Annotated in this window: 17 protein-coding genes and 2 pseudogenes; 10 read left to right on the top strand and 9 right to left on the bottom strand. The window is 42.3% G+C overall.

Annotated elements, in window-relative coordinates; all coding sequences use genetic code 11:
* Positions 1-16 precede the first annotated feature (16 nt).
* From V7K48_RS34100 to V7K48_RS34110, 3 genes are all read right to left on the bottom strand, one after another.
* Positions 17-2,224 carry a dynamin family protein gene (locus V7K48_RS34100; RefSeq protein WP_335079674.1) on the bottom strand — a complete coding sequence of 736 codons (2,208 nt, stop codon included), beginning with the start codon at positions 2,222-2,224 and terminating at the stop codon, positions 17-19.
* Between the two features lie 260 nt (positions 2,225-2,484).
* Complete coding sequence (locus V7K48_RS34105; RefSeq protein ID WP_335079676.1) at positions 2,485-4,566, bottom strand: dynamin family protein; 2,082 nt, start codon at positions 4,564-4,566, stop codon at positions 2,485-2,487.
* Between the two features lie 36 nt (positions 4,567-4,602).
* Entirely contained in the window at positions 4,603-4,821 is a 219-nt protein-coding gene (locus V7K48_RS34110) for a hypothetical protein (RefSeq protein ID WP_335079678.1), read from the bottom strand.
* A gap of 535 nt (positions 4,822-5,356) precedes the next feature.
* Here V7K48_RS34110 and V7K48_RS34115 point away from each other — a divergent pair.
* The 5 genes and pseudogenes from V7K48_RS34115 to V7K48_RS34135 all read left to right on the top strand — a co-directional run.
* A pseudogene (locus tag V7K48_RS34115) lies at positions 5,357-5,449 on the top strand (Uma2 family endonuclease); the annotation flags it as partial.
* A 77-nt stretch (positions 5,450-5,526) separates the two neighbouring features.
* Positions 5,527-5,625 (top strand): annotated as a pseudogene (locus tag V7K48_RS35365) (IS982 family transposase); the annotation flags it as partial.
* 43 nt (positions 5,626-5,668) lie between these two features.
* A complete protein-coding gene (locus V7K48_RS34125; RefSeq protein WP_335079682.1) occupies positions 5,669-6,643 on the top strand; it encodes a cysteine synthase A in 975 nt (324 codons plus the stop codon).
* 120 nt (positions 6,644-6,763) lie between these two features.
* On the top strand, positions 6,764-7,096 hold the full coding sequence (locus V7K48_RS34130) for a (2Fe-2S) ferredoxin domain-containing protein (protein WP_335079684.1): 333 nt from the start codon (positions 6,764-6,766) through the stop codon (positions 7,094-7,096).
* A gap of 54 nt (positions 7,097-7,150) precedes the next feature.
* Entirely contained in the window at positions 7,151-8,188 is a 1,038-nt protein-coding gene (locus V7K48_RS34135) for a DUF5331 domain-containing protein (RefSeq protein ID WP_335079687.1), read from the top strand.
* Between the two features lie 89 nt (positions 8,189-8,277).
* Here the strand turns inward: V7K48_RS34135 and ygfZ are convergent, their stop codons facing one another.
* Positions 8,278-9,273, bottom strand: a complete 996-nt coding sequence (gene ygfZ / locus V7K48_RS34140; RefSeq protein WP_335079689.1) for a CAF17-like 4Fe-4S cluster assembly/insertion protein YgfZ — start codon at positions 9,271-9,273, stop codon at positions 8,278-8,280.
* Positions 9,274-9,409: 136 nt separating this feature from the next.
* On the opposite strand from ygfZ, the gene V7K48_RS34145 reads away from it, so the two are divergent.
* From V7K48_RS34145 to V7K48_RS34155, 3 genes are all read left to right on the top strand, one after another.
* Positions 9,410-9,616: a type II toxin-antitoxin system HicB family antitoxin gene (locus V7K48_RS34145; protein ID WP_334691741.1), complete on the top strand. Its 207-nt coding sequence runs from the start codon at positions 9,410-9,412 to the stop codon at positions 9,614-9,616.
* Positions 9,606-9,827 carry a type II toxin-antitoxin system HicA family toxin gene (locus V7K48_RS34150; RefSeq protein WP_335079691.1) on the top strand — a complete coding sequence of 74 codons (222 nt, stop codon included), beginning with the start codon at positions 9,606-9,608 and terminating at the stop codon, positions 9,825-9,827. The genes V7K48_RS34145 and V7K48_RS34150 overlap by 11 nt, the downstream gene beginning before the upstream one ends.
* Before the next feature lie 87 nt (positions 9,828-9,914).
* Entirely contained in the window at positions 9,915-10,139 is a 225-nt protein-coding gene (locus V7K48_RS34155; protein WP_335079694.1) for a hypothetical protein, read from the top strand.
* Between the two features lie 114 nt (positions 10,140-10,253).
* On the opposite strand, the gene V7K48_RS34160 is transcribed toward V7K48_RS34155, so the two are convergent.
* From V7K48_RS34160 to V7K48_RS34170, 3 genes are all read right to left on the bottom strand, one after another.
* Complete coding sequence (locus tag V7K48_RS34160) at positions 10,254-13,775, bottom strand: GAF domain-containing protein (protein ID WP_442949518.1); 3,522 nt, start codon at positions 13,773-13,775, stop codon at positions 10,254-10,256.
* Between the two features lie 517 nt (positions 13,776-14,292).
* Positions 14,293-15,063 carry an HNH endonuclease gene (locus V7K48_RS34165; protein ID WP_335079696.1) on the bottom strand — a complete coding sequence of 257 codons (771 nt, stop codon included), beginning with the start codon at positions 15,061-15,063 and terminating at the stop codon, positions 14,293-14,295.
* Positions 15,056-15,295, bottom strand: coding sequence for a helix-turn-helix domain-containing protein (locus V7K48_RS34170; RefSeq protein WP_335079698.1), 240 nt, complete (start codon positions 15,293-15,295; stop codon positions 15,056-15,058). Before V7K48_RS34170 ends, V7K48_RS34165 begins: the two co-directional genes overlap by 8 nt.
* 132 nt (positions 15,296-15,427) lie before the next feature.
* On the opposite strand from V7K48_RS34170, the gene V7K48_RS34175 reads away from it, so the two are divergent.
* Positions 15,428-16,330 (top strand): DNA cytosine methyltransferase, encoded by a 903-nt coding sequence (locus tag V7K48_RS34175; protein ID WP_335079701.1) that lies wholly within the window; start codon positions 15,428-15,430, stop codon positions 16,328-16,330.
* Between the two features lie 267 nt (positions 16,331-16,597).
* Here V7K48_RS34175 and V7K48_RS34180 read toward each other — a convergent pair whose 3' ends face one another.
* The gene (locus tag V7K48_RS34180; protein WP_335079703.1) at positions 16,598-17,086 is read right to left on the bottom strand and encodes a hypothetical protein; all 489 of its coding nucleotides are present in this window, start codon (positions 17,084-17,086) and stop codon (positions 16,598-16,600) included.
* Between the two features lie 163 nt (positions 17,087-17,249).
* Between V7K48_RS34180 and V7K48_RS34185 the strand changes: the two genes are divergently transcribed.
* Positions 17,250-19,172: a protein kinase domain-containing protein gene (locus V7K48_RS34185; protein ID WP_335079705.1), complete on the top strand. Its 1,923-nt coding sequence runs from the start codon at positions 17,250-17,252 to the stop codon at positions 19,170-19,172.
* 468 nt (positions 19,173-19,640) lie between these two features.
* Here the strand turns inward: V7K48_RS34185 and V7K48_RS34190 are convergent, their stop codons facing one another.
* Positions 19,641-20,306: a heterocyst differentiation related protein gene (locus V7K48_RS34190; protein WP_335079707.1), complete on the bottom strand. Its 666-nt coding sequence runs from the start codon at positions 20,304-20,306 to the stop codon at positions 19,641-19,643.
* Positions 20,307-20,397 lie beyond the last annotated feature (91 nt).

Raw genomic sequence — 20,397 nt, forward strand, 5'->3', positions numbered from 1 at the left:
TTGGGGATCTGATTGTTCATTTCTCACTCAAAATTGTGTAAGCTTCATTAACTAAATGCATTTTCTCTTGTGCTTGTTTTAGTAGTTGCGGCTGATTCACAAACAAATCAGGATGCCATTTTTTTACCAAAGTTCGATAAGCCTGCTTTACCTCAACCTGAGAAGCATTTGCTTGCAATCCTAAAATATCGTAGGCGTGAGTAATCTTATCTATTTGGGCTTGGTTGGGTGTTTTGTTGCTTTGAGTTGTATTTTGCTGTTTGCCAGTTTCAGAACCAGATGATTGCATCTCTGCTTTCATTCGCGCTATTTCCTCATTGAGTTCCCAATCACGAAATTTCGCTTCCACCTCTTCTGGACGTGCAGAGGGAGAAGCTTTTGGCAGTGGTGGAGAAACAGATTCTACCCTTGTCCTAGTATTCTTAGCAGTATTTTCCTGTTGTTGCTTGACACCAGTGTCTTTTTCAGGGGAAGTTTGAACTCTCTCTGGCTGTGGCGAATATTTTCTCTTAATGTTGCTATATTTTGGTATTTGTTTATAAAGTTGAGAATTTGAGAGGATTTTGACTTTTTCTAACTCTTGTAACAGCTGATTAAAACCGTTTTTTAATTCCTGCAAACTTTCACGTTTATTAGTAATTTCTGGTGGTTCTTGACTGAGTTCAAAACAAATTACTTTTTCAGCTTTATGCTCATATTCAGTCAAAATTGATAACCCTTGACTGCTGAAGCGAGAGAAATAATCTTCAATTGCAGTTATACAAAGTTTAGCAACTTCCTGATGATAAGATTCCTTTGCTGATTGTTCGTCTTGTTTTTGGACATTCTTGTTTAACAAATAAGAAATACTGCCAACTACAGCAGCACCCACGGGGCCGCCTAACAACCAACCAATACCACTACCAACAGCGATAGAACCAGGTTCAATCAAATCATCAGTATTGCTTGGCTTCGAGGGTAGTATTACTTGTGGTTCGCTAAGAAAGGGAATTAATAAATCTTGCAATCGTCCTTCTTGGAAAAATTCGTAAGCTTGATCAAGCCATTTAACCACAGCCAATTGCAAGTGAGTCAGGTCTTTTTTAAGAGTATTTGTTTCCCAAGCTTTAAAGTTATTTTCTGCCAATGCAACTGCTGCATCAGCTTGATATTTGGTGAGTAGTTTGGGTAATGCTAACCAATCCCGTAACTCTCCCATGCTAGTAGCAAAACCTTTATAAATTAAGTTGGCTGCTTTTTGTTTAATTTCAATTTTAGTATTTTGTTTATCATCAAAGGATTTTATTTCAATAGCAATATGGTCAATTTTAGCTATTAATGAGAGTTGGATTTGAGAAGCGATCGCATGCACTCTTGGCAAACGCACACTACCACGATTTGGTTGCAAAATCCCTACAATATTTTGCAAAGCTGTTTCAAAAGCTGCTAAACCGCTACTATTAGCAGCAGCAACATCACCTTTTAATCTAGCTCTTAAGGCAGGTAAAGCATCAACGCGATATAAATTACTAAAACCTGGAGGTAATTCGGCTCGAAAGCTTTCCGCAACAAACACCAGACGATTTTGGACTTGTTTTTGCTCGTCGGGTTCAAGTAAGTTAATAAAATTGGCAACAAATATAACTGTTTTAATACCGCGATCTAATAGCCAATCTCGTAAGTTTTCCCGCTCACCCAAAGTCATTAATTTCCGTGCATCTAATAATTGGATAACCAAATCTGCACTTAATAGTTGTTCTCGAATTAAATTATCTTGTTCATCTCTATCATTTGTTCCCGGTAAATCGAGTAATTCTACACCTGTTTCCAAAAAGGGATGCGGACAGAAAACTTCCACAGATGCTACATCTTTTCGCATTTGTCTATTGCCATCAAGAATTGTAAATTGCTGTAAAACTTCTGTGCCACTGCGATAAATTTCTGTACCATCTACCAATATGATGCGAGTTTGCACATCAGAACCATACTTGATAGTAATCGCTGCACCTGTGGTAGGAATTAAATCAATTGGTAAGGTGCGATTTCCCAGTATGGCATTTAACAGGGTAGACTTGCCATGATTAAAAGGCCCAAATACCGCAATCCGAAAACTAGGATTAACCAGATGATTGCAAATGGTAATTATATCTTGATGCAGTTGCGATTTGCGTTCTAAATTCAGTAATGCAGATGCAGATTTGAGAGAATCTGCTAAATCCTTATAACCTTCATACTGTTGTTGCATAGTTTCTCGTTCCCAGTTTATAGCTGGTAATGCAGATCATTGAGGCTCTGCACATTCTTAAGTAGGTAGGCATAATTAAACATACAATAAAATCCTAGCTCGTAGTAAGCGATTCATCGCTCATAGCAAATTTTATCAGGACTGAAGTCCTTACTACAAACTTTAATTTATTTTGCGTTTAGCTACTTATGGTTATAGGAGGCAGAGCCTCCCAGTAGGCATTCCCAGCTGGAAGCTGGGAACGAGAGTAATAAGATATATCAGCTATAGTAAGCTAATAAATTGCTATATGCTGCCTCGATTTTTTGCAACTGAGCTATAACATCTTCTTGTAAATTTTTTAAACGTTTGAATTCACTCTCACGATTTATTTCGCGGGTTTCTTTTTGTTTGACCAGATTATCTAATTCAGATTTGCGGGATAAAATATCGTCATTAATCCGTTTACTCACTTCTCTTTCGTAAGAATCAAAACACTCTTTTACTGCATTGTATACAACCTGAGATTGCTCATGTGCAACTTGGGGTAGATGTTTAACTAACTCTTTCTTCGCCGTTTTAACTAATTCTTTACGGGCTTGATCTGCTTGCAAAAATCCTACTCCCAAACCTAGCAGTGCAAACCCGATTGGCCCAAGAAAAATACCTGTCACTGCCGTAATTATTCCACCAACGCCAATTACAGTGAAGTAGTTTAGTAAAATATTTTTCCAATCAAATCCGGCCCCAGCTAGTGCGAAACCAGCAAGATTTCCGTTAGATAGGGATAACAATCCCATGGCCCATTTTGCCCATCCGGGAGAGTTATCTTCTTCAGCAGTGGTAGTGGTATTTACTTTGACGTTTTGTCCGGTGAGCTTTTCTGTGATTTGATCTGTGACTTGACTATAAGACGTTCCATATTGTGCAGCACTGCGAGAAAGTTCTCTAAAAGCTGTATTGATATCTTTTTCAGCAGTTAATGTCCAAGCAGCAGATTTGTCAGTGATATATTGCTCAAAAGCTTTTTGCAGTGCAGTGTTAAATGCTTCTTGTTTACCACTACTGAGAAAATCAAACAGATTTAATTCAGGTTGATAGCGTAAGAAATCGGTTTCAAAGGTATTACCTAAGTTTAAAACGTAGTTACGAAAAGACTCAGAAATCGTTCTTGCTTGAGTGTCTCTTGTATTGATAATTTCTTTTTGGAATTCATCCCGAATATCTGTGAGTTTGTTAAACTCAGGTTCTACTGAATCAATCCGTTTTTTTAATTCATTTACATCTTGATCAAGTAATGGTATACGTCTTGCAACTGCTTCGCGTGTATGATTGCAGGCAAGTCTTGCTAAGGTTCTGACTTGACGGAGTTCTGCGATCGCCCGTTCTCTGGTAAGAAAAGTATTAAGCGAATCCATAAACTTCGGAAAGCCAGTCCCCTCTAAATCAGCTTGGGGATTTTTCAGGCGTCGTCTGAGTGCTTGAATTGACGAAAGCTCAAACACACGTTTGTCATAAATATTCTGACCTTCTACAGAACAATATTCTGCTAAATTCGCGTTAAATACTTGCCGTAATCTATCCTCAGATGCTTTTAATTCTTCAACATCATCAGGATCAATCAATGATTCTCGCACCTGATCCCAAGCATTAACTAAAAAGAAAACCGTCAATCCTCGACCTTTGATATAATTTTCTAGGTAGCGACGCTCACCCAAAGTACAAGGTTGAGAAGCTCTCATCACAAATAGAATTGCGTGGCAGTTATTTACATAACCCAAAGATAATTCATTTCGCGCTTCTGTATCATTCAACCCTGGACTATCGACAATTTCAATTCTCTTTTCTAATAGCGTTAAAGGATACTCAACTACCGCATAATCAACATCTGGAAATGCTTGTTTTTTCTCCTGCTCTAGTTTTTTAGCTTCACTTGGGTCAATAGTATATTTATGTTTAAAGTTCTGAAAATCTAGCTGTTGCGGACTTTTACCATCATTAAAATAAATAGTAACTTTCTTTTCCGGCCCATACTGTAAAACTGTTAACACTGCGGTACAAGGGTTAACGTCACTTGGTAATAAATTTTCACCAATTAAGGCGTTGAGAAACGTACTTTTTCCCCGTTTCATATCACCCAATATCAAAAGGCGAAATACACCCTGCTGGAGGTTTTTACTAGCTACTATGATATCTTCAATATTCCGCTCTAAACTGAGTTTTCCTGACGAATAATCTCCAGCAAACTCAGCTTGATTAATTGTTTGGGCCAGTTTGCTCAAACATCCAGAAATTTCGGAGCGCACTTGAGCAACACGCTCTAAATCTTGGATAAATCTGTCAGTTACTACCTGATCACTCATAATAGTTACACCTTTATTAAAGATTATTTTTTTGGATTAAAAAAATAATTTGTCAGACATCCATCCTAGCGCAGCAATAATAATAAACCCAGCCAGTACTGAGGCTATTTTCACTGCAACCAGCGCTACCACACCAAGAGCAAATAGCTTCCTACAGAGGATAACTTTTTTCATCCAAGGTTTCTGAAAATTTTCTGGTTGATGCTTTACAGTTTGATGAAAAGCCGCATTGGTAGCATGGATGTTAGTTTCCATTTCCCGGAGTCACAATTCAACTTCTTGTTTTCGTAATATACGTTCCTAGTGTTCAAGTTCTTTTTGGCGATGCCTACGGTGGTCACTGACTTGTACTGAGCGCAGGCGAAGTAGTCGAAGTAGCTTTTGTCATACCACTTCTCCTTCTCCTGACGGAGAGGCTGCACCAACGGAGATGCTAGCGCGAACGTGGAAGCAAGCTACACGCAGCGTCTCGTAGAGAAGTGCGGGCTACGCTTACGCTTTTAGATGTCATCGGTATCCATCCCCTCTAAGACAATGAAAAGATGTCAGCATTCATTCGTCAATTCTAATGTATACTAACTTACTTAAATATTTAATCAACCCCGTAAATTTACTATTTTACTTTTCATTGCCTGCTAAACTTAAGCTGGAGTTAGATACCACAAACTGCACTTACTTTCCGGAAATTTGTGGCGAAAACGAATATTAGCGTCTCACTAAAAGAATGACTTGCGTGAAAATAAGAAATACAAGCCAGTCGGGTAGACAGCAAAACCTAGAGGAAATCATCATGCTTTCATCCCCTTTAGTTGTGCAAATTCCTCCCTCAATGCAAATGACAGACGAACAGTTTTTTGACTTTTGTCAGGTTAATCGTGAATTAACGTGAGTTCGACGGGTTGAAAAAGGTACAAAAAAAAGCTGAGACTGTAATTACATGAAAAAAAGGGTGTCTCAGCGATGGAATCTATTGTATCTCGACTGGATGTGACGCAGATTTTTTGCGATGTCGATGACTTCTGCTCCTCATGGGAACGTTTGTGGCAGGAAGTACCACAGCGTAGCCAAAATTTTTATAAATACTCACACAGGTACAGTCAAAATGGATATTAAAAATGGCTTCGTCGGCGCTGTTGGCAACACACCCCTAATTCGGTTAAACAGCTTTAGTGAAGAAACTGGGTGTGAAATCCTTGGTAAAGCAGAATTCCTCAATCCTGGTGGTTCCGTCAAAGACCGCGCCGCACTTTACATCATTGAAGATGCCGAAGAGAAAGGTCTGCTCAAACCTGGTGGCACCGTTGTAGAAGGAACCGCTGGTAATACTGGCATTGGACTGGCACATATTTGCAACGCCAAAGGCTACAAATGCCTAATTATTATTCCCGATACTCAGTCACAAGAAAAGATAGACGCACTGACAGCACTCGGAGCAGAAGTTCGTCCCGTCCCTGCTGTACCCTACAAAGACCCGAACAACTATGTCAAGCTATCTGGCAGAGTTGCTGCTGAGTTAGAAAATGCCATTTGGGCGAATCAGTTTGACAACTTAGCCAATCGCCGCGCCCACTACGAAACCACAGGACCAGAAATTTGGACGCAGACAGATGGTAAAATAGATGCATGGACAGCTTCAACTGGTACTGGTGGTACTTTTGCTGGTGTGGCATTGTACTTGAAAGAACAAAATCCGGTGATTAAATGCGTTGTTGCCGATCCGCTGGGTAGTGGACTTTATAGTTATATCAAAACCGGCGAAATCAAAATAGAAGGCAATTCCATCACTGAAGGCATTGGTAATGGTCGTGTCACAGCGAATATGGAAAATGCACCTGCTGATGATGCTATCCAAATTGATGACAAAGAAGCTTTACAGGTAGTTTACCAACTGCTGAGGAAAGATGGGCTGTTAATGGGCGGTTCAACGGGTATTAATGTTGGGGCAGCTGTTACCCTAGCGAAGCAGTTGGGCCCAGGACATACCATTGTCACTATTTTGTGTGATAGTGGTTCCCGGTATCAGTCGCGGATATTCAACCCTGAATGGCTAGCTTCAAAAGGACTTTCAATAGATTAGTTATAGGGCATTGGGCAGGGAGCAGAGGGGAGGATCTTCTCCCCTCTACTCCCTGTTCCCCTGCTTCTTTCCTACTCCCCTCTCCTATTATCCTCTGTGTCCTCTGTAGTTCGTTAAAAAATGACCAACATCACTCAACCATCAAACTTGCCGATAATAGACCAATCCTCTTCTCCTAGATGTGTGCAGGTTTGTCAAAATCGCACCTGCAAAAAGCAAGGTGCCCTCAAGGTATTAGCAGCTTTTGCAGCTTTGCCAATCCCTGGTGTAACGGTAACAGCTAGCAGCTGTTTGGGACAATGTGGCAATGGGCCGATGGTACTGGTATTACCCGATATGGTCTGGTATAGTGGCGTTCAATCCGATGAAGTACCTCTACTGGTAGAAGATCATTTGCTAGGTGGTCAAAGAGTCGAACAGATGCTCTATTATCGGTTTCATCCCCAGAAATAAAGCTAATTAACAATATCAAGGTGTGCAATCTTGTTGACTGAAATGAGGCATCCAATGAATATCCAGCAGCTGCGTCAATCCTTAAAACAAAAGTGGCTGAGTTACTACGAGCAAAATATTACCTGGCTGGTCAAAATCCGAATTTGGGGCACTTACGATGGTCTGCGGCGTCCTTTGTCCGGTTTTATTTTGGCAACACTATCTGTTTTGGAACCCCAGTTTGATGAAATACTTTCTTTTATGCTGGATCTGAATAACGATCCAGATAAAATAGTCGCCGCTTTAGGTCTTAACTTCAATCCTGATCAAGAGTTACGTTTAATAAAATCAGAACATTCTATGGCTACAAGCCAAGTTGAAAGCGAGTCACCACATGAGAAGCATTCTGAGGATCAACATGTGTCATCGGTTGTAACTGCGAGTCAGATTGCGCCTGATTCTCTTGTCGAGACTCTAGACTCCAATTTACCATGCGCTGAAGAACTTGTGCCATCATTTACAGCTACCACTGAGGTAGTTCGTACACAGAAACCGGAGTTGGTAGTTGCATTTGCTACTAAAATTGTTCCAGATACTCCAGTAAAAACGCCATCCTCCCGTTTCCTAAGCGAATATCAACCAGTACAATCGCCCCTTGAACGTCTTCCTTCACAAGCATCGCTGACAATGACCACTGAGGTTAACAACAAAGCTAAAACTATGTCATCTGTGGCATTAGCTACTGAGGTTAAGAGCAAAGACAAAACAGCTTGTCGTCAGACATCGCCATTTGGCCGAATCCCTGTAGGCGGATTACTGGCAACTACCATTGAGATTTGTAGTAACCGCAAACCAGTGCGTAGCTGCATTCGCAAAGCGTCTCGTAGAGAAGCAGCTTCTCGTCAGACATCGCCCCTTGGGCGGCTCCCTTCAGCAGCATCGCTAGCAATTACTACTGAGCTTAAGAGCAACGGCAAACAAACGAATATTCAACCACAACACGTTAAAAGCAAAGTGAATTTACCAACCACTAATGCCCGTACTCTAGCTTCTTGGTTAGATGAATTTTGTCACGGCACTGCATGGGATCGACAGAAAGATATTTTTATTTGAATCTCCGATGCAAAATAAATACAGGAGGCGCTAGAGCGTCGCCAACGCCAAGGGTGAACCGAACTGAACTTCGGTGAATTTTGAATTGCTTATGGGTACTCTTGAGACACAAATGGAATTTCTACTACTTCACCCTCAGTTTCTCCCACTTTAACTTTCAAGCCGACACCACCAGCTTTGGTACGAATGTAACCTAGTCCAAAGTAACCATCAGCAGTTTCTGTGTAACTGGTAAGTTTGCCGACCTTTTCATCTCCAACTGCGATCGCACTTCCAACTGACGCCGGGGCACTGAGTCGTATCCCAAATAGGTGTTGCTTTACACCTTTATATGTATTTAATCGGGCGATGGTTTCTTGCCCAATATAGCAACCTTTATTAAAAGAAATTGTTTGCCACAAACCAACTTCCAGAGGATTATAATCATCTGTTAGTTCAGCATCTGGGGTGGGGCGACCTTGTAAGATTCGCAACACATCCCAAGCGCGATCGCTCATCTCTATCGCCCCAGCTTCTAACAATTTGTTCCACACAATTACTTTGTCAGTATAGGGGAAAGTTAAGGTGTATCCGGGATCTGCTAACCCACTACCCACAGCAATCCGCACTCCCTCAGCAGGAGCAATTGTGTATACTTTGTGACTACCGTAAGCTTGTCCGATGAGTTCGCCAATACCCAACTTTTCTAAAACAGCGTCGCTTCCTGGGCCAATCAGGCTGAAGGTGTTGGTGTATTGTGTAATATCAGATAATTCCACCTTGTCGGCAAAGAAAATATATTTATCCAGCCATTCCAGCAGAAACTGGCGACGGTTGGGTGAAACCAGCAGAATTACCGCATCTTCTCTAACGTAGGCGGTTGCTAAATCAATTGTCCTGGCTGTAGAGGTGACAAAAACCGTATCGCAACCTTGTCCTGGCTTGAGTATTTGGAAATTGTTAGTACTTTGGTTGTGCAAGAAATTGAGGCGATCGTCGCCAGAAACTTTGATGCGTCCCCAGCCAGAGCGATCGCATATAGCAACTCCAACTCTTGCGGCTTGGATAGCTGCTGCGTCTTTACTGTCGATTGTAGATGTTGGCATGGTGATCAGAAGTTACCCTGTTTCAATGTTGTTGCACTGGAAATCTTAGCAAATATAGGTTTGCAGCTTCAATCCACCTCCAGTTTTCTTCTGGAGTATAATCAAATCAAAAGAAAGTGCCGAACAATAAAAACTTATGAAACAAACTTTTACTGCAAGTGTATGGCAGGAAGGTAACTGGTTTGTGGCACAGTGCTTGGAGATTGATATTGCTAGTCAGGGCCAGACTGAAACTGAGACATTGGCTAATCTTGAGGAAGCTTTGTCACTGCATTTTGAACCACCAGTAGCTACTATTATTCCTCAGATTAAGACACTTCAAGTAGAAATAGGTGCCGCTTAAACCATTACCTTATCGTGAAGTGAAGCGTAGATTAGAGGCAGCAGGTTTTGGGGAAGTTAGCCAAAAGGGTAGTCACGTAAAGTTTGCCAAATTTACTAATCAAGGAATCCGTACTGTGATTGTGCCTCATTATCGAGAAATTACTATCGGTACGCTGGGCAGTATTTTACGACAAGCTGGGATAAGTGTAGAAGAGTTTGAGGTTTTGTAAGGGGGGTATATAAGTGAAAGCAATACGGTTCGGTTAAACCAAAAAGCAGACAGACTAAATGTTATCACCCAAGTGTACTGGGATTGAATGCAACTTAAACAATTCTCACTGATATCGCCTGTAGTTGAATCAGATATAGCAGAGCCTTATAAACAGCTATCCCAACAGAGGCAATTGAACAAGCGATGCCTTCTATACCAGACGCAAGGCGATCGCGTCTACACACAGACAAATAGTAATGAAGAACGAAAGCAAGCTTGTGCGATGGCGCAAGCGCCCACCTTAGGTGATCGCATCTGCTGGTCTGTTTAATCACAGGACTTACGCACAAGTAACGGAAAATCGAACCACAGAGTCCGCAGAGGACACGAAGGAATAAGAGTTTGAGAGGTTTTTTGCGTAAGTCCTAAATCAGTTCCGATATATTTAATGAGAATGGGCGTACAAATCAGCTTTGTAGATTCCTTCTGTATCGCCTTGTAGGTTTGCTACTTTCACCTCAGATTGTTTAACTGGAATTTCAATTACAAACTCAGCCCCCTCACCAGGTAGGCACAGACACTGTAATTTGCCTCCGTGCTTTTCTACAATTTGGTAACTAATTGAGAGTCCCAAACCTGTACCTTGACCGACAGGCTTTGTTGTAAAAAAGGGATTGAATAGCCTAGTCTGTACCTCTTTTGTCATACCGACTCCATTATCCTTAATGGAGATTTGCACCCAATCATCTGCTATCAACTGTGTTTTGATAGTGATCAGAGGATGGTGTTTATTTGCACCTGATTTTGCAGACTGACGGCATAAATCCTCCAGGGCATCGATCGCATTTGCTAACAGGTTCATAAACACTTGGTTAAGTTGTCCAGCAAAACATTCTACAGGTGGTAACTCACCATACTGTTTGACAATCTCAACGCCTGAATGCAATGAATTAGCCTTAAGACGATGCTGCAATATTAATAGAGTGCTATCAAGTCCCTCAGGAATATCAACAGGTTTTACCTCGGCTTGGTCGAGACGAGAGAAATTTCGCAAGGAAAGAATAATTTCACGAATTCGTTCAGCACCTAGTTTCAGCGAAGAAAACAGTTTAGGCAAATCTTCAGTGATGAATTCTAAATCTACTAATTTTGCTTGCTGTTGAATTTCCAGATTAGCTTCAGGATATACCTGTTGATAGACATTAAGCATCTCAATCAAATTTTGCGTATATTCATGAAGATGAATGAGATTGCCGTAAATAAAGTTAACAGGATTATTAATTTCATGGGCAACTCCTGCTACTAATAATCCCAGACTTGACATCTTTTCAGTGTGAATCAGATGAGCTTGAGTTTGCTGCAAATGTTCAAGCGCTTGGGAAAGTTGGCTGGCTTGCTGCTGTGTGTGGTTAAGCAGTACCACGTGTTGTAAAGCAACTCCTAACTGAGAAGCAATTTGGCTGACAAATTCAATTTCAGACTCTTGCCACTCACGGGATTTTTGGCATTGATGAATACACAGTAAACCCCATAGCTGCCCTTGCTTGAGCATGGGAATTACTAAGTTCGCCTTCACTTGGAAGCGAGACAGCATTGAAACATAACAATCGTCTAACTCGCTGTTATAAATATCAGTGACTGCATGAATGTAGCCTTGGGAGAATTTCTTAGTATACTGCTCACCCAAGCAGTGATCGTACACCTTTGCTGTTAAGGTCGATGGGAAAGGTGACGCAACATCTTCTGCAATCACTTCGCCACCGTCATAGTTAGATTCAGAATAGAAGCGAAAGACCACAACACGATCGGCATTGAGTACTCGGCGGAGTTCTTGGGTTGTGGTTTCAAAAATCGCGTTCAAGTCCAGTGATTCCCGAACTTTGGTGATCACACTTGCTAAAGTTTGCTGTTGCTCTGCCACAAGCGCCAATTGTCTGGTTTGCGATCGCACTTGTTCTAGATACTCGGCTTGTTGCAACGCCACTCCCAGCTGAGTTGCTATTTGTGTGAAAAACTCGACTTCTAAAGCTTCCCAATGCCGAGTGCTTGAATGTTGATACGCTCCTAATAAGCCCCATAGTTCTTGTCCGACAAAAATCGGCGCAATCATGAAGGCTTTGATCTGAAATTGTTCAAGTATATTAAGGTGGCACTGGGTAAATCTGCCGCTATAGATATCATCAACTACAAAACTTTCATTATTGCGGTAGCGTCCACCTCGCGTTTCTTGTAAGTAGGTGTCGTCCCACACTATACCTACTCCCAGCTTAACATCGCTCTGCCATTGGGGATTTGCAGATTCATAATCACTGACAAATTCACCTCCCCAGTCGGCATTAAAACGATAGACTGTTAAGTGATCGCTCTTAAGTAATTGGCAAACTTCCTCTGTCGTGGTTTGGAAAATAGTGGTAACGTCCAGCGACTGCCGCATCTTAGCAATGATCCTCGCCAGGGCTTGCTGCCGTTCTACTGAGCGCTGTAGCTCAATAGTCGAGCGTTGCAAATCAGTATTAGTCTGTTGCAGTTCAGCGGTGCGATCGCGCACTTGTTGCTCTAGGTTAGTATTCAGTGCCTGCACTTGTTGGTAAAGTCGATACTGCTTTACTGCTGTTGCAAAGCGTTCGCCTAATGCTTGCGCCAGCTTCACTTCCGATTCTGCCCATTGCTGTGCTTGCCCGGTTTTCAGTTCGCGCCATGCTGCAAAGGACTGACGCGGCATCAGTTGGCGAGAATCGGTATCAACACAGCCTGCCCAAATAGTTTCAATATCCACTTCATCTCGGAAGATGGTTAAACAGCCAACGACGGTGGTACCATGCTGTAGCGGTATAATCAACAAGGCCCGGATTTGCGTTGTTTGAAAGCTGGCGGCGAGCGATCGCAATAAGGGTTCTTTATAAAGATCGCCGATCACCCACAAATTTGAGTCACAACTGAGTTCGTTAGGTGGAGGAGTCAAAGCGTAAAGTGCTCTCATCCAATTCACTGACCATGTTTTGTTCTTTTGGTTTTCTGGATAATTGGGGGATGAGACAGCAGCGGAATAGAGATATTTCTGCCACAATCGATGCTCCTCAATCGGTCTATCTTGTCCAATATCAAGTTGAGTCGGCTGCATTCCACAGGTGTAGATTTCTGCTGTTTGTTCGCCGTCTGGCAGCAAGTAGACTCGTCCTCCAGAGCCTTGAAAGGCAGCTACTGTTTCTTCAAGGGCAGCTTGCAGTTGGACAGTAGGCGTAGTATGCAGTTGCTCCGTAACTTGATTAATAATCGCTTCTTGACGGGCTTGCTCTCGTACTTGACTGAGCAAAATCGATTGCGATATGGCGATTGTCAGCTGATCGACCACCGACTGAATTAATAGTAATTCCTGTTCTGTCACCACTCGCGCTTCTGAATGGTGAGATACCAATAGTCCCCACAATTGAGATGATTGCCCCAGAGAAGGTAATGAATCTTTCCCTGTTTCCTTACTTTTTAAAACAATCGGCACCACAACTGAAGACATTACGCCCATTGCCATCAAATATTCTATATGACAAGGATCGACGGGACGATAACGAATATCTTGCTCGTCTAATAGTTTGCCTGTTTCTAAGCAATCGAGAGGACTGATACCAATTTCGTGTGTTGTCAAATCAACGATAGTTCGCTGGCGGACTTGGACAAACAGTTCACGGGCATAGGGTGGAATGTCATCTGCGGGGAAATTTAATCCCACAAGAGGCGGCAACCGACCTGACTGAATCGATTCAGCAATGACTAATCCATGACCATCGGGTTGAAACTGATAAATTTTGACGCGATCAGTGTCTAGAAACGAGCCTACCTCTGCAACCGTCGCCGACAAAATTTCTTGCAGTTCTAAAGATTGCCGAATACGACTCGCAATCCGATGTAATAAAATTTCTTGAGTTTGACTTACTTGCTTTGTTAGCGATCCCATATATGTGAGTGTTATCAAAAGTTTGAGTATTTTTATGATTTGTATACTTTCTATTCTGGTAATTAATTACTATGGAGAGTAGTAGTAAAAATACGGATATCTACCGCAGCCAAAAGCAAAGCTCTTCTGAGGAGATTCTTACAGGGGATATCAATTATAGTTAGTAATCCTATTTGTGACGCACAAAAAGGCTGTGTCACCATTGAGTCTCATTTGCTGATCAGTAATTAAGGGCGATCGCGGTTAATGATACAGAAATTGGCATCACTCCTAGTCTTCAGGAGCACATTTTTTACCTACATCTTGATGTCTCAATCTTTCAGGATTACCTGTCCCTTCAAAGGAATTGCACCTAATCTCTTCAACTAAAGATAAGACGCGTGGTATTTTTATTGATACTGTTTCTGTATTACGGGGCTTTAAGTGTAGTTCAAGTTCTTGATCATGCTTGTTCATATAACTTTCTTTCTGTGCTAGTAGCTGGACGGGCAGAAATAATACGCGATCTCCTACTGCGTTCTACTGTCTAGACAATCTAATTATCAAAGTATTTTTGAATAATTTCATTGAGTATAAATTCTGGCATAACTTTTTTTTCAAGGGCAAGACTCCTTATCCTTAAAATATTAATTGATGACATCTTAACAGGTGCATATTCTTCAGGAAATGCCCAAGCACACTGGTTACAATCAAGCTGGCAACCACGACACGAAGTACTTTTAAAGTTATTACATTCTCCACATAGTGGTTGCCAGTTTTCTAATTCATCTCCTCCTCCTCTGGTACGTGGAACTTTGTGATCTTGCTCAAGTCTTACATCAGGCTCTTGTCTTCCACAAACTACACATCTGTGTTTGTACGTTTCCAAAACAACATCCCAAACCTCATTGATGAGTTTGACTCTTGGTTTTCGTTTTTCAGCAAGGGTTAAATTTACTAATTGATAAGTATTTCCCTCTCGCGCAATACCTACAACTCCTTCTTCACCTTGGAGTTCACGCACTCGACGGAATACATCGATATAAGGCTTGTATGGAGCATCTCCAACATGCTTGCTTAATCTGTACCTGTTAACAGCCTCACGTAGTTTATCTGTTGTAATATAGGGTCCTGGAATACCGTGACCACTAGGCCAAAGCTCCTCTAGTAAAACTCTATAATATTCTCTGTTGGCACGACTTGGAGACACAAAACCAGCACATACTTCTTCTATCCACTGCTCTCTAGAAAAATTTCCCAAAAGAGAATCCTGATTTACAGGCTCTAAGGAAAGGAATCTTTGTCTACCACGATTTTTTTTAGGCATTAAAGTCGCCCCCACGTAGTAGCCAAACAGGATCGACATCCAATGCCAGTGCGATCGCATTTAATTCATAATCTTTTACACCTCGAACTTGTCTTTCTATTTCTGAGATATCCGACTGTTCAAGCTTGATCTTGAAGTCTACAAAAAGGGTAGCTGCCAGTTCAACCTGATCCCAGCCACGTTTTTCTCGTGCTTCTCTTACCCTAAAACCAATTATATTTGCAACACTCATAAGCAAGAGCTTTTATCCAAATATCAGGGATGTTAGCTCCAAGTCGTGTATTTTTGTAGACGATTATCGTCTACAATTAAAAACTGTCAGAGAATTTCATAGTTTAATTTTCTCTTTGCTATATTGAACGTTATGATACGTGTTGCCTCATTTTTTGCAGGAATTGGTGGTTTCGACCTCGGTTTTGAACAAGCAGGAATGCATGTTGTTTTTCAATGTGAAATAGATGAATTTTGTCAGAAAATTTTGAAACGTCATTGGCCTCTTGTACCCATCCATGCAGACATCAGAACCCTCTCATCTTCAACTATCCCTGCCACTGACTTATGGTGTGCAGGATGGCCATGCCAAGACCTCAGTCACGCAAACACAAATCGTCAAGGACTTGCAGGAGAGCGAAGCAACTTGTTCTACAGGTTTATGGAACTTGTTGCCGAAGTTCAGCCAACGTGGTTGGTCTTGGAAAATGTGCCTGGTTTACTCTCAGCAGAGCAAGGAGCCGCCCTTGAGGCAGTTACCGACACGCTGGAAGAGAATGGGTATTTGGGGGGATGGCTATCGTGTAACGCTCTCCATACGGGTATACCTCACAACCGAGACAGAATATTCTTTATCGCCAGTTTTAGATCCGAATGTGCCTATAGAATCTTTACTGACAGCAGCGAATTGTCTGGGGATTCTGCGGCGCGAAAATCGAGCTGCACGCAAACTGGACCGAGCATTTGTCAAAGCGCTCTCAGAGACACTCCGCTTGTGGTACAACGTCGCGGTGGCTTCGGGTACACTCTGGCAAAAAGCATCTGCCCCACGTTACGTGCCCAAACTGGAGGACATCAAGGAGGTCATTCAGACCGACCAATACTCTGTGGCGAGAAACTTGACGTGGACAGAGTGGGAAAGGCTAATGGGATTTCCCCCAGGATGGACGGTCGCCGAGGGCGACTCCTTGGTAACGCCGTTGTCCCAGCAATCGCCAAATGGATTGGAACAAAGATCATAGAAGTCGAGAGTAATTTAAATAATGCACCAACTTAACACTAAACCCAAATACTGAAGTACTCTTGCGAAAACTACTTCTCCACAATCCGTATGACGTGACCATCAGGATCTCTCATCAAAAAACCTTTTTAAACCCTAATCTCTGCCCAGGAATCGCCACAACACTAGGACAAACGCACTTTAAATAATTTGATGTAAATATTACTTCAATTCTTACAGATAGGGTTTTGAAAAACTAAGCGATCACCCTGTTGATTACAAGGTTCTGTTGGGATAATAAAAGAGCGATCGCACCTAATTTTGTCAACTCTCTGGCAATTTAGCAAACGCCTGCTCAACTAACTCCTTTGTCTTAGCATCCAAACGCAGCCAATCTACTTCACTGAATTCATCAATTAAACTAGTATCAACATCAGCAGCTTCCTTCTGTGGGCTGTATTCCAGAAAACACACTTGGTAACATAGTTCCCACAAATCGATACTCGCTTCTTGCTGTTGACGCTGCAAACGTAGATGATATCCTGGATGGGGCATCGGCAGACGAGCCAGAGTCTGTTTGATTTCATCTGCTTCTTGGGGCGTTGCAGTTTCCATTGCTTGCAACAACTCAGTCACCAATGCTTTGATTTCATCAGTGGTGTTAGGCGGCCAAATCAGGACATCGTGGTAAGTTCCCGTCCAGGAAGATTCATCAAGCAACTTGCGGATATTGTCGATAACTCGAATGAAAGCAGGTTGCATGAGGATTTCAGCCTGCTGCCATGCAACTGGATTTGTTATTTTAGGTGGCATTGGTAGTAAACAGGGGCACTAAAAGAAAAATAAACAGTCTGCGTTTATTAAAAAGCTGTGTTTTTAATCTAAATCTTTTCTCAAGATAGCGGATTTCATTGAAGAAAATTTGGAGATATTTATTACCAGCTGGAAAATTAGGTAATAACTCTGGGGAGGGAATATGATAGGCAAGCTACTAGACCATCGTTACCAAGTAATTCGAGTCCTTGCGATGGGAGGATTTGGTCAAACCTACATTGCCCAAGATACTAGGCGGCCAGGTAATCCCCTCTGCGTTGTCAAGCATCTCAAACCCGGAACTGACCCCAGAGTTTTTGATACTGCTAAACGCCTGTTCAACAGCGAAGCCGAAACCTTAGAAAAACTAGGCAACCATGATCAAATACCCAGGCTACTAGCATACTTTGACGAAAATCAAGAATTTTATTTAGTACAAGAATATATTGAAGGACATACCCTAGCTGAAGAACTTATACCTGGTAAGCGCTGGAGTGAAAGCCAAGTAGTTCAACTGTTGCAGGAAGTTCTGCAAATTCTCGAATTTGTCCACCGCCAAGGCGTGATTCACCGGGACATCAAACCGGATAATATCATTCGTCGTGCCTCAGATAATAAGTTAGTTTTAGTGGACTTTGGGGCAGTGAAGCAACTGCGTACACAACTGGTTACAGTGGGCGGACAACCCTCTGCTACAGTAGTTATTGGCACTCCTGGCTATATGCCTACAGAACAAGGGCAAGGTAAACCTCGCCCCAACAGTGATATCTATTCCCTTGGCATCATCGCTATTCAAGCACTAACAGGATTATCAGCAACAGAATTGCAAGAAGATCCGGAAACGGGCGAAATCATTTGGCAGCCTTCAGTAACCGTGAACTATCGACTGGCGGCAGTGTTGTCCAAGATGCTACATTATCACTTCAAAGACCGCTACCAAAGCGCTACGGAAGCACTGCAAGCATGTAAAGACGCCATTAATCCTGTACCTGCACTTTCCATACCTCAAGAAGCCGCCAAAAATTCCAGTTATCAAGCAGCCAAATCCCAGCCTCAAGTATCTCGGCTGCATACGGTTGCAGTTGCACCAGCAAATCCTGTCAAACCTGCCCGTCAAGACTCTAGCAAATCTGATCCATGGCCAATATTAATTGGCATATTATTGGCAGGTGGTGCGGCTGCCTTGGTAGCAAATGTATATCCAAATGTGAAAAATTTAGCTGCTAATATTACAGGTAACAATACCGCCTTAGCAAACAAATGCTCGGCTGTTGTCGTCGGAAATTCTAATATCCGTTCTGAACCTAGTTCGATAAATTCTGATAATGTTTTGCAAACAGTTGCCGATAACACCAATTTCGAGGTGACTGGCAAGCGCACAAAACGAGGTTGGATAGAAGTTAAACTTAAATCTGGTCGTTTAGCTTGGGCACACTCGGATGTGATAACTAATAATCAAGAATGGGGTTCTTGCCTGCGCGAAAAAGGCATTGCAACTAAGACAGTAGATGATAGTCCCCTGATTGCTACTCGACCGACTCCCAAGCCAAAAGCAAAATCGAGGGATGTAGTAACTCCATTACCAGAAAAGCCGAAAGGGTCAACTGACGATGCTGAGAAATCAGATCAATCGCAGCCTAGTGATAATAGTGCCAATATTATAGAACAAGCAAAACAGAAGTATGATTCAGGGGATATAGTGGGAGCGATCGCACTTTTGAGATCAATTCCGGCAAATGCTGCTTCTAGTATCCAAGAGACACGCAAAATGATTGCCCAGTGGCAGGAAGATTGGGCTAAGGCGGAGGCGTTATCTAATGAGATCAACAAAGCAATAGATGATGGGAAATGGGATAAAGTTTTAGATTATAGAAACCATCGAGAAAAATTACCCAATACTCAATATTGGCGAAATAGAATAGAACCATTATTTAAACAAGCAGCCGAAAATCTAACAAAACAGGCACTAACTAAACTACAAAATCAAGGTAATCAGAAGAATACCCAACAGAAATTTACCGATACTAAGCAACCTGCAACCACAGAGGGTTCTAATGTTACAGAAACTCCTAAAAGCGGGTTTTAACAGTTACGAGTTAAAAGGGCGGTTATAAACCCTGTTTACACGAGAATTTACCCACCTTTGTGGGTTTCAAACCCTCAATTTTTCCTTAGTCCGCAGAGGCGGACGAGAGTTTGTGTAGCCAAGCCAGTGCGGTCTTTTCCCAAAGGGAGAGGCTACACCAACGCAAAGCGTCTCGTAGAGAAGGGGGTTTCCCCATGAGTAACTGGCGTGCGAATTCTATTCGCCTTGGCTTTAAGTTAATACCAATGATATTGAAAACTGCTATAGCAATCCTAAATGAGTCGTGAAAATCTCCGATTCCTCTCTCTGCGCTCTCTGCGCCTCTGCGGTTAATTTATTTTTATAAATTGATTTAAGACTGCTATATACAAACCTTGCAAAAAGCTTTCTTGATGATTTTAAACCACCGATGCACACAGATAATTCATCTGTGTGCATCTGTGTTTATCTGTGGTTTTATTTTCCCTATTAGTGCATTTCGTCGTATTCTGGGGTTTCAACTCGTCTTGCTTCCATCCGAGAAGCAGGCAGAAACTCCGCTCGACGGACTGGAACCAAGGATGGTGTATTTCCTTGGTAAGGGTGAATCACTTGTACAGTACGGGCTGGACGCTGCCGTGGTGAGAATAAAGCCAATACCCCAGCTACTACAACACCACCACCAATAGTGAGAGCCGCGCCTCCCACAGCCCAGAGCATGGGTGAAGACAACCAAGAATTTTGCGGCTGTAATGCTGCTGCTTTTGGTTGGTTATTCTGCTGGGCTAATTGCCACTGTTGTTGAGTATTAAAATTTTGGACTTGGGCTTGGAGTTGTTGAATTTGCAACTTCTGTTGTTCATTGTCGCTTTTAAAACGCTCCAACTGCATCTGCGTGTTTAGCTTCTCCACCTCCAGACGCTGGTCAGAATTAGGAGCGACTGACGGCTGATTAGGATTAGGATACATTGGTTGCCCATAAGGCCCGTAAGGATACATTTGTGGCTGCATTCCTTGAGGTGCTACTACAGTACCTGGCATTTGCGAAGCAACAGCAAAGTTAGGTTGTAGGGGGGTATTTGTTCCTTTGAGTAATACGAGAGCCGCCAGCCCAGCTACGGCGACCCCGCCGATAAACGCCATACTCTCACTCATCGCCTTTGCTCCTCAATTGCGACGTAACTGTAACCGTTTGTGATTGACTCACTCTCACACTCATAAATTATGCCCACTTGATTTCACATAA

Source organism: Nostoc sp. (genome assembly GCF_036919615.1).
Classification (GTDB): domain Bacteria; phylum Cyanobacteriota; class Cyanobacteriia; order Cyanobacteriales; family Nostocaceae; genus Nostoc.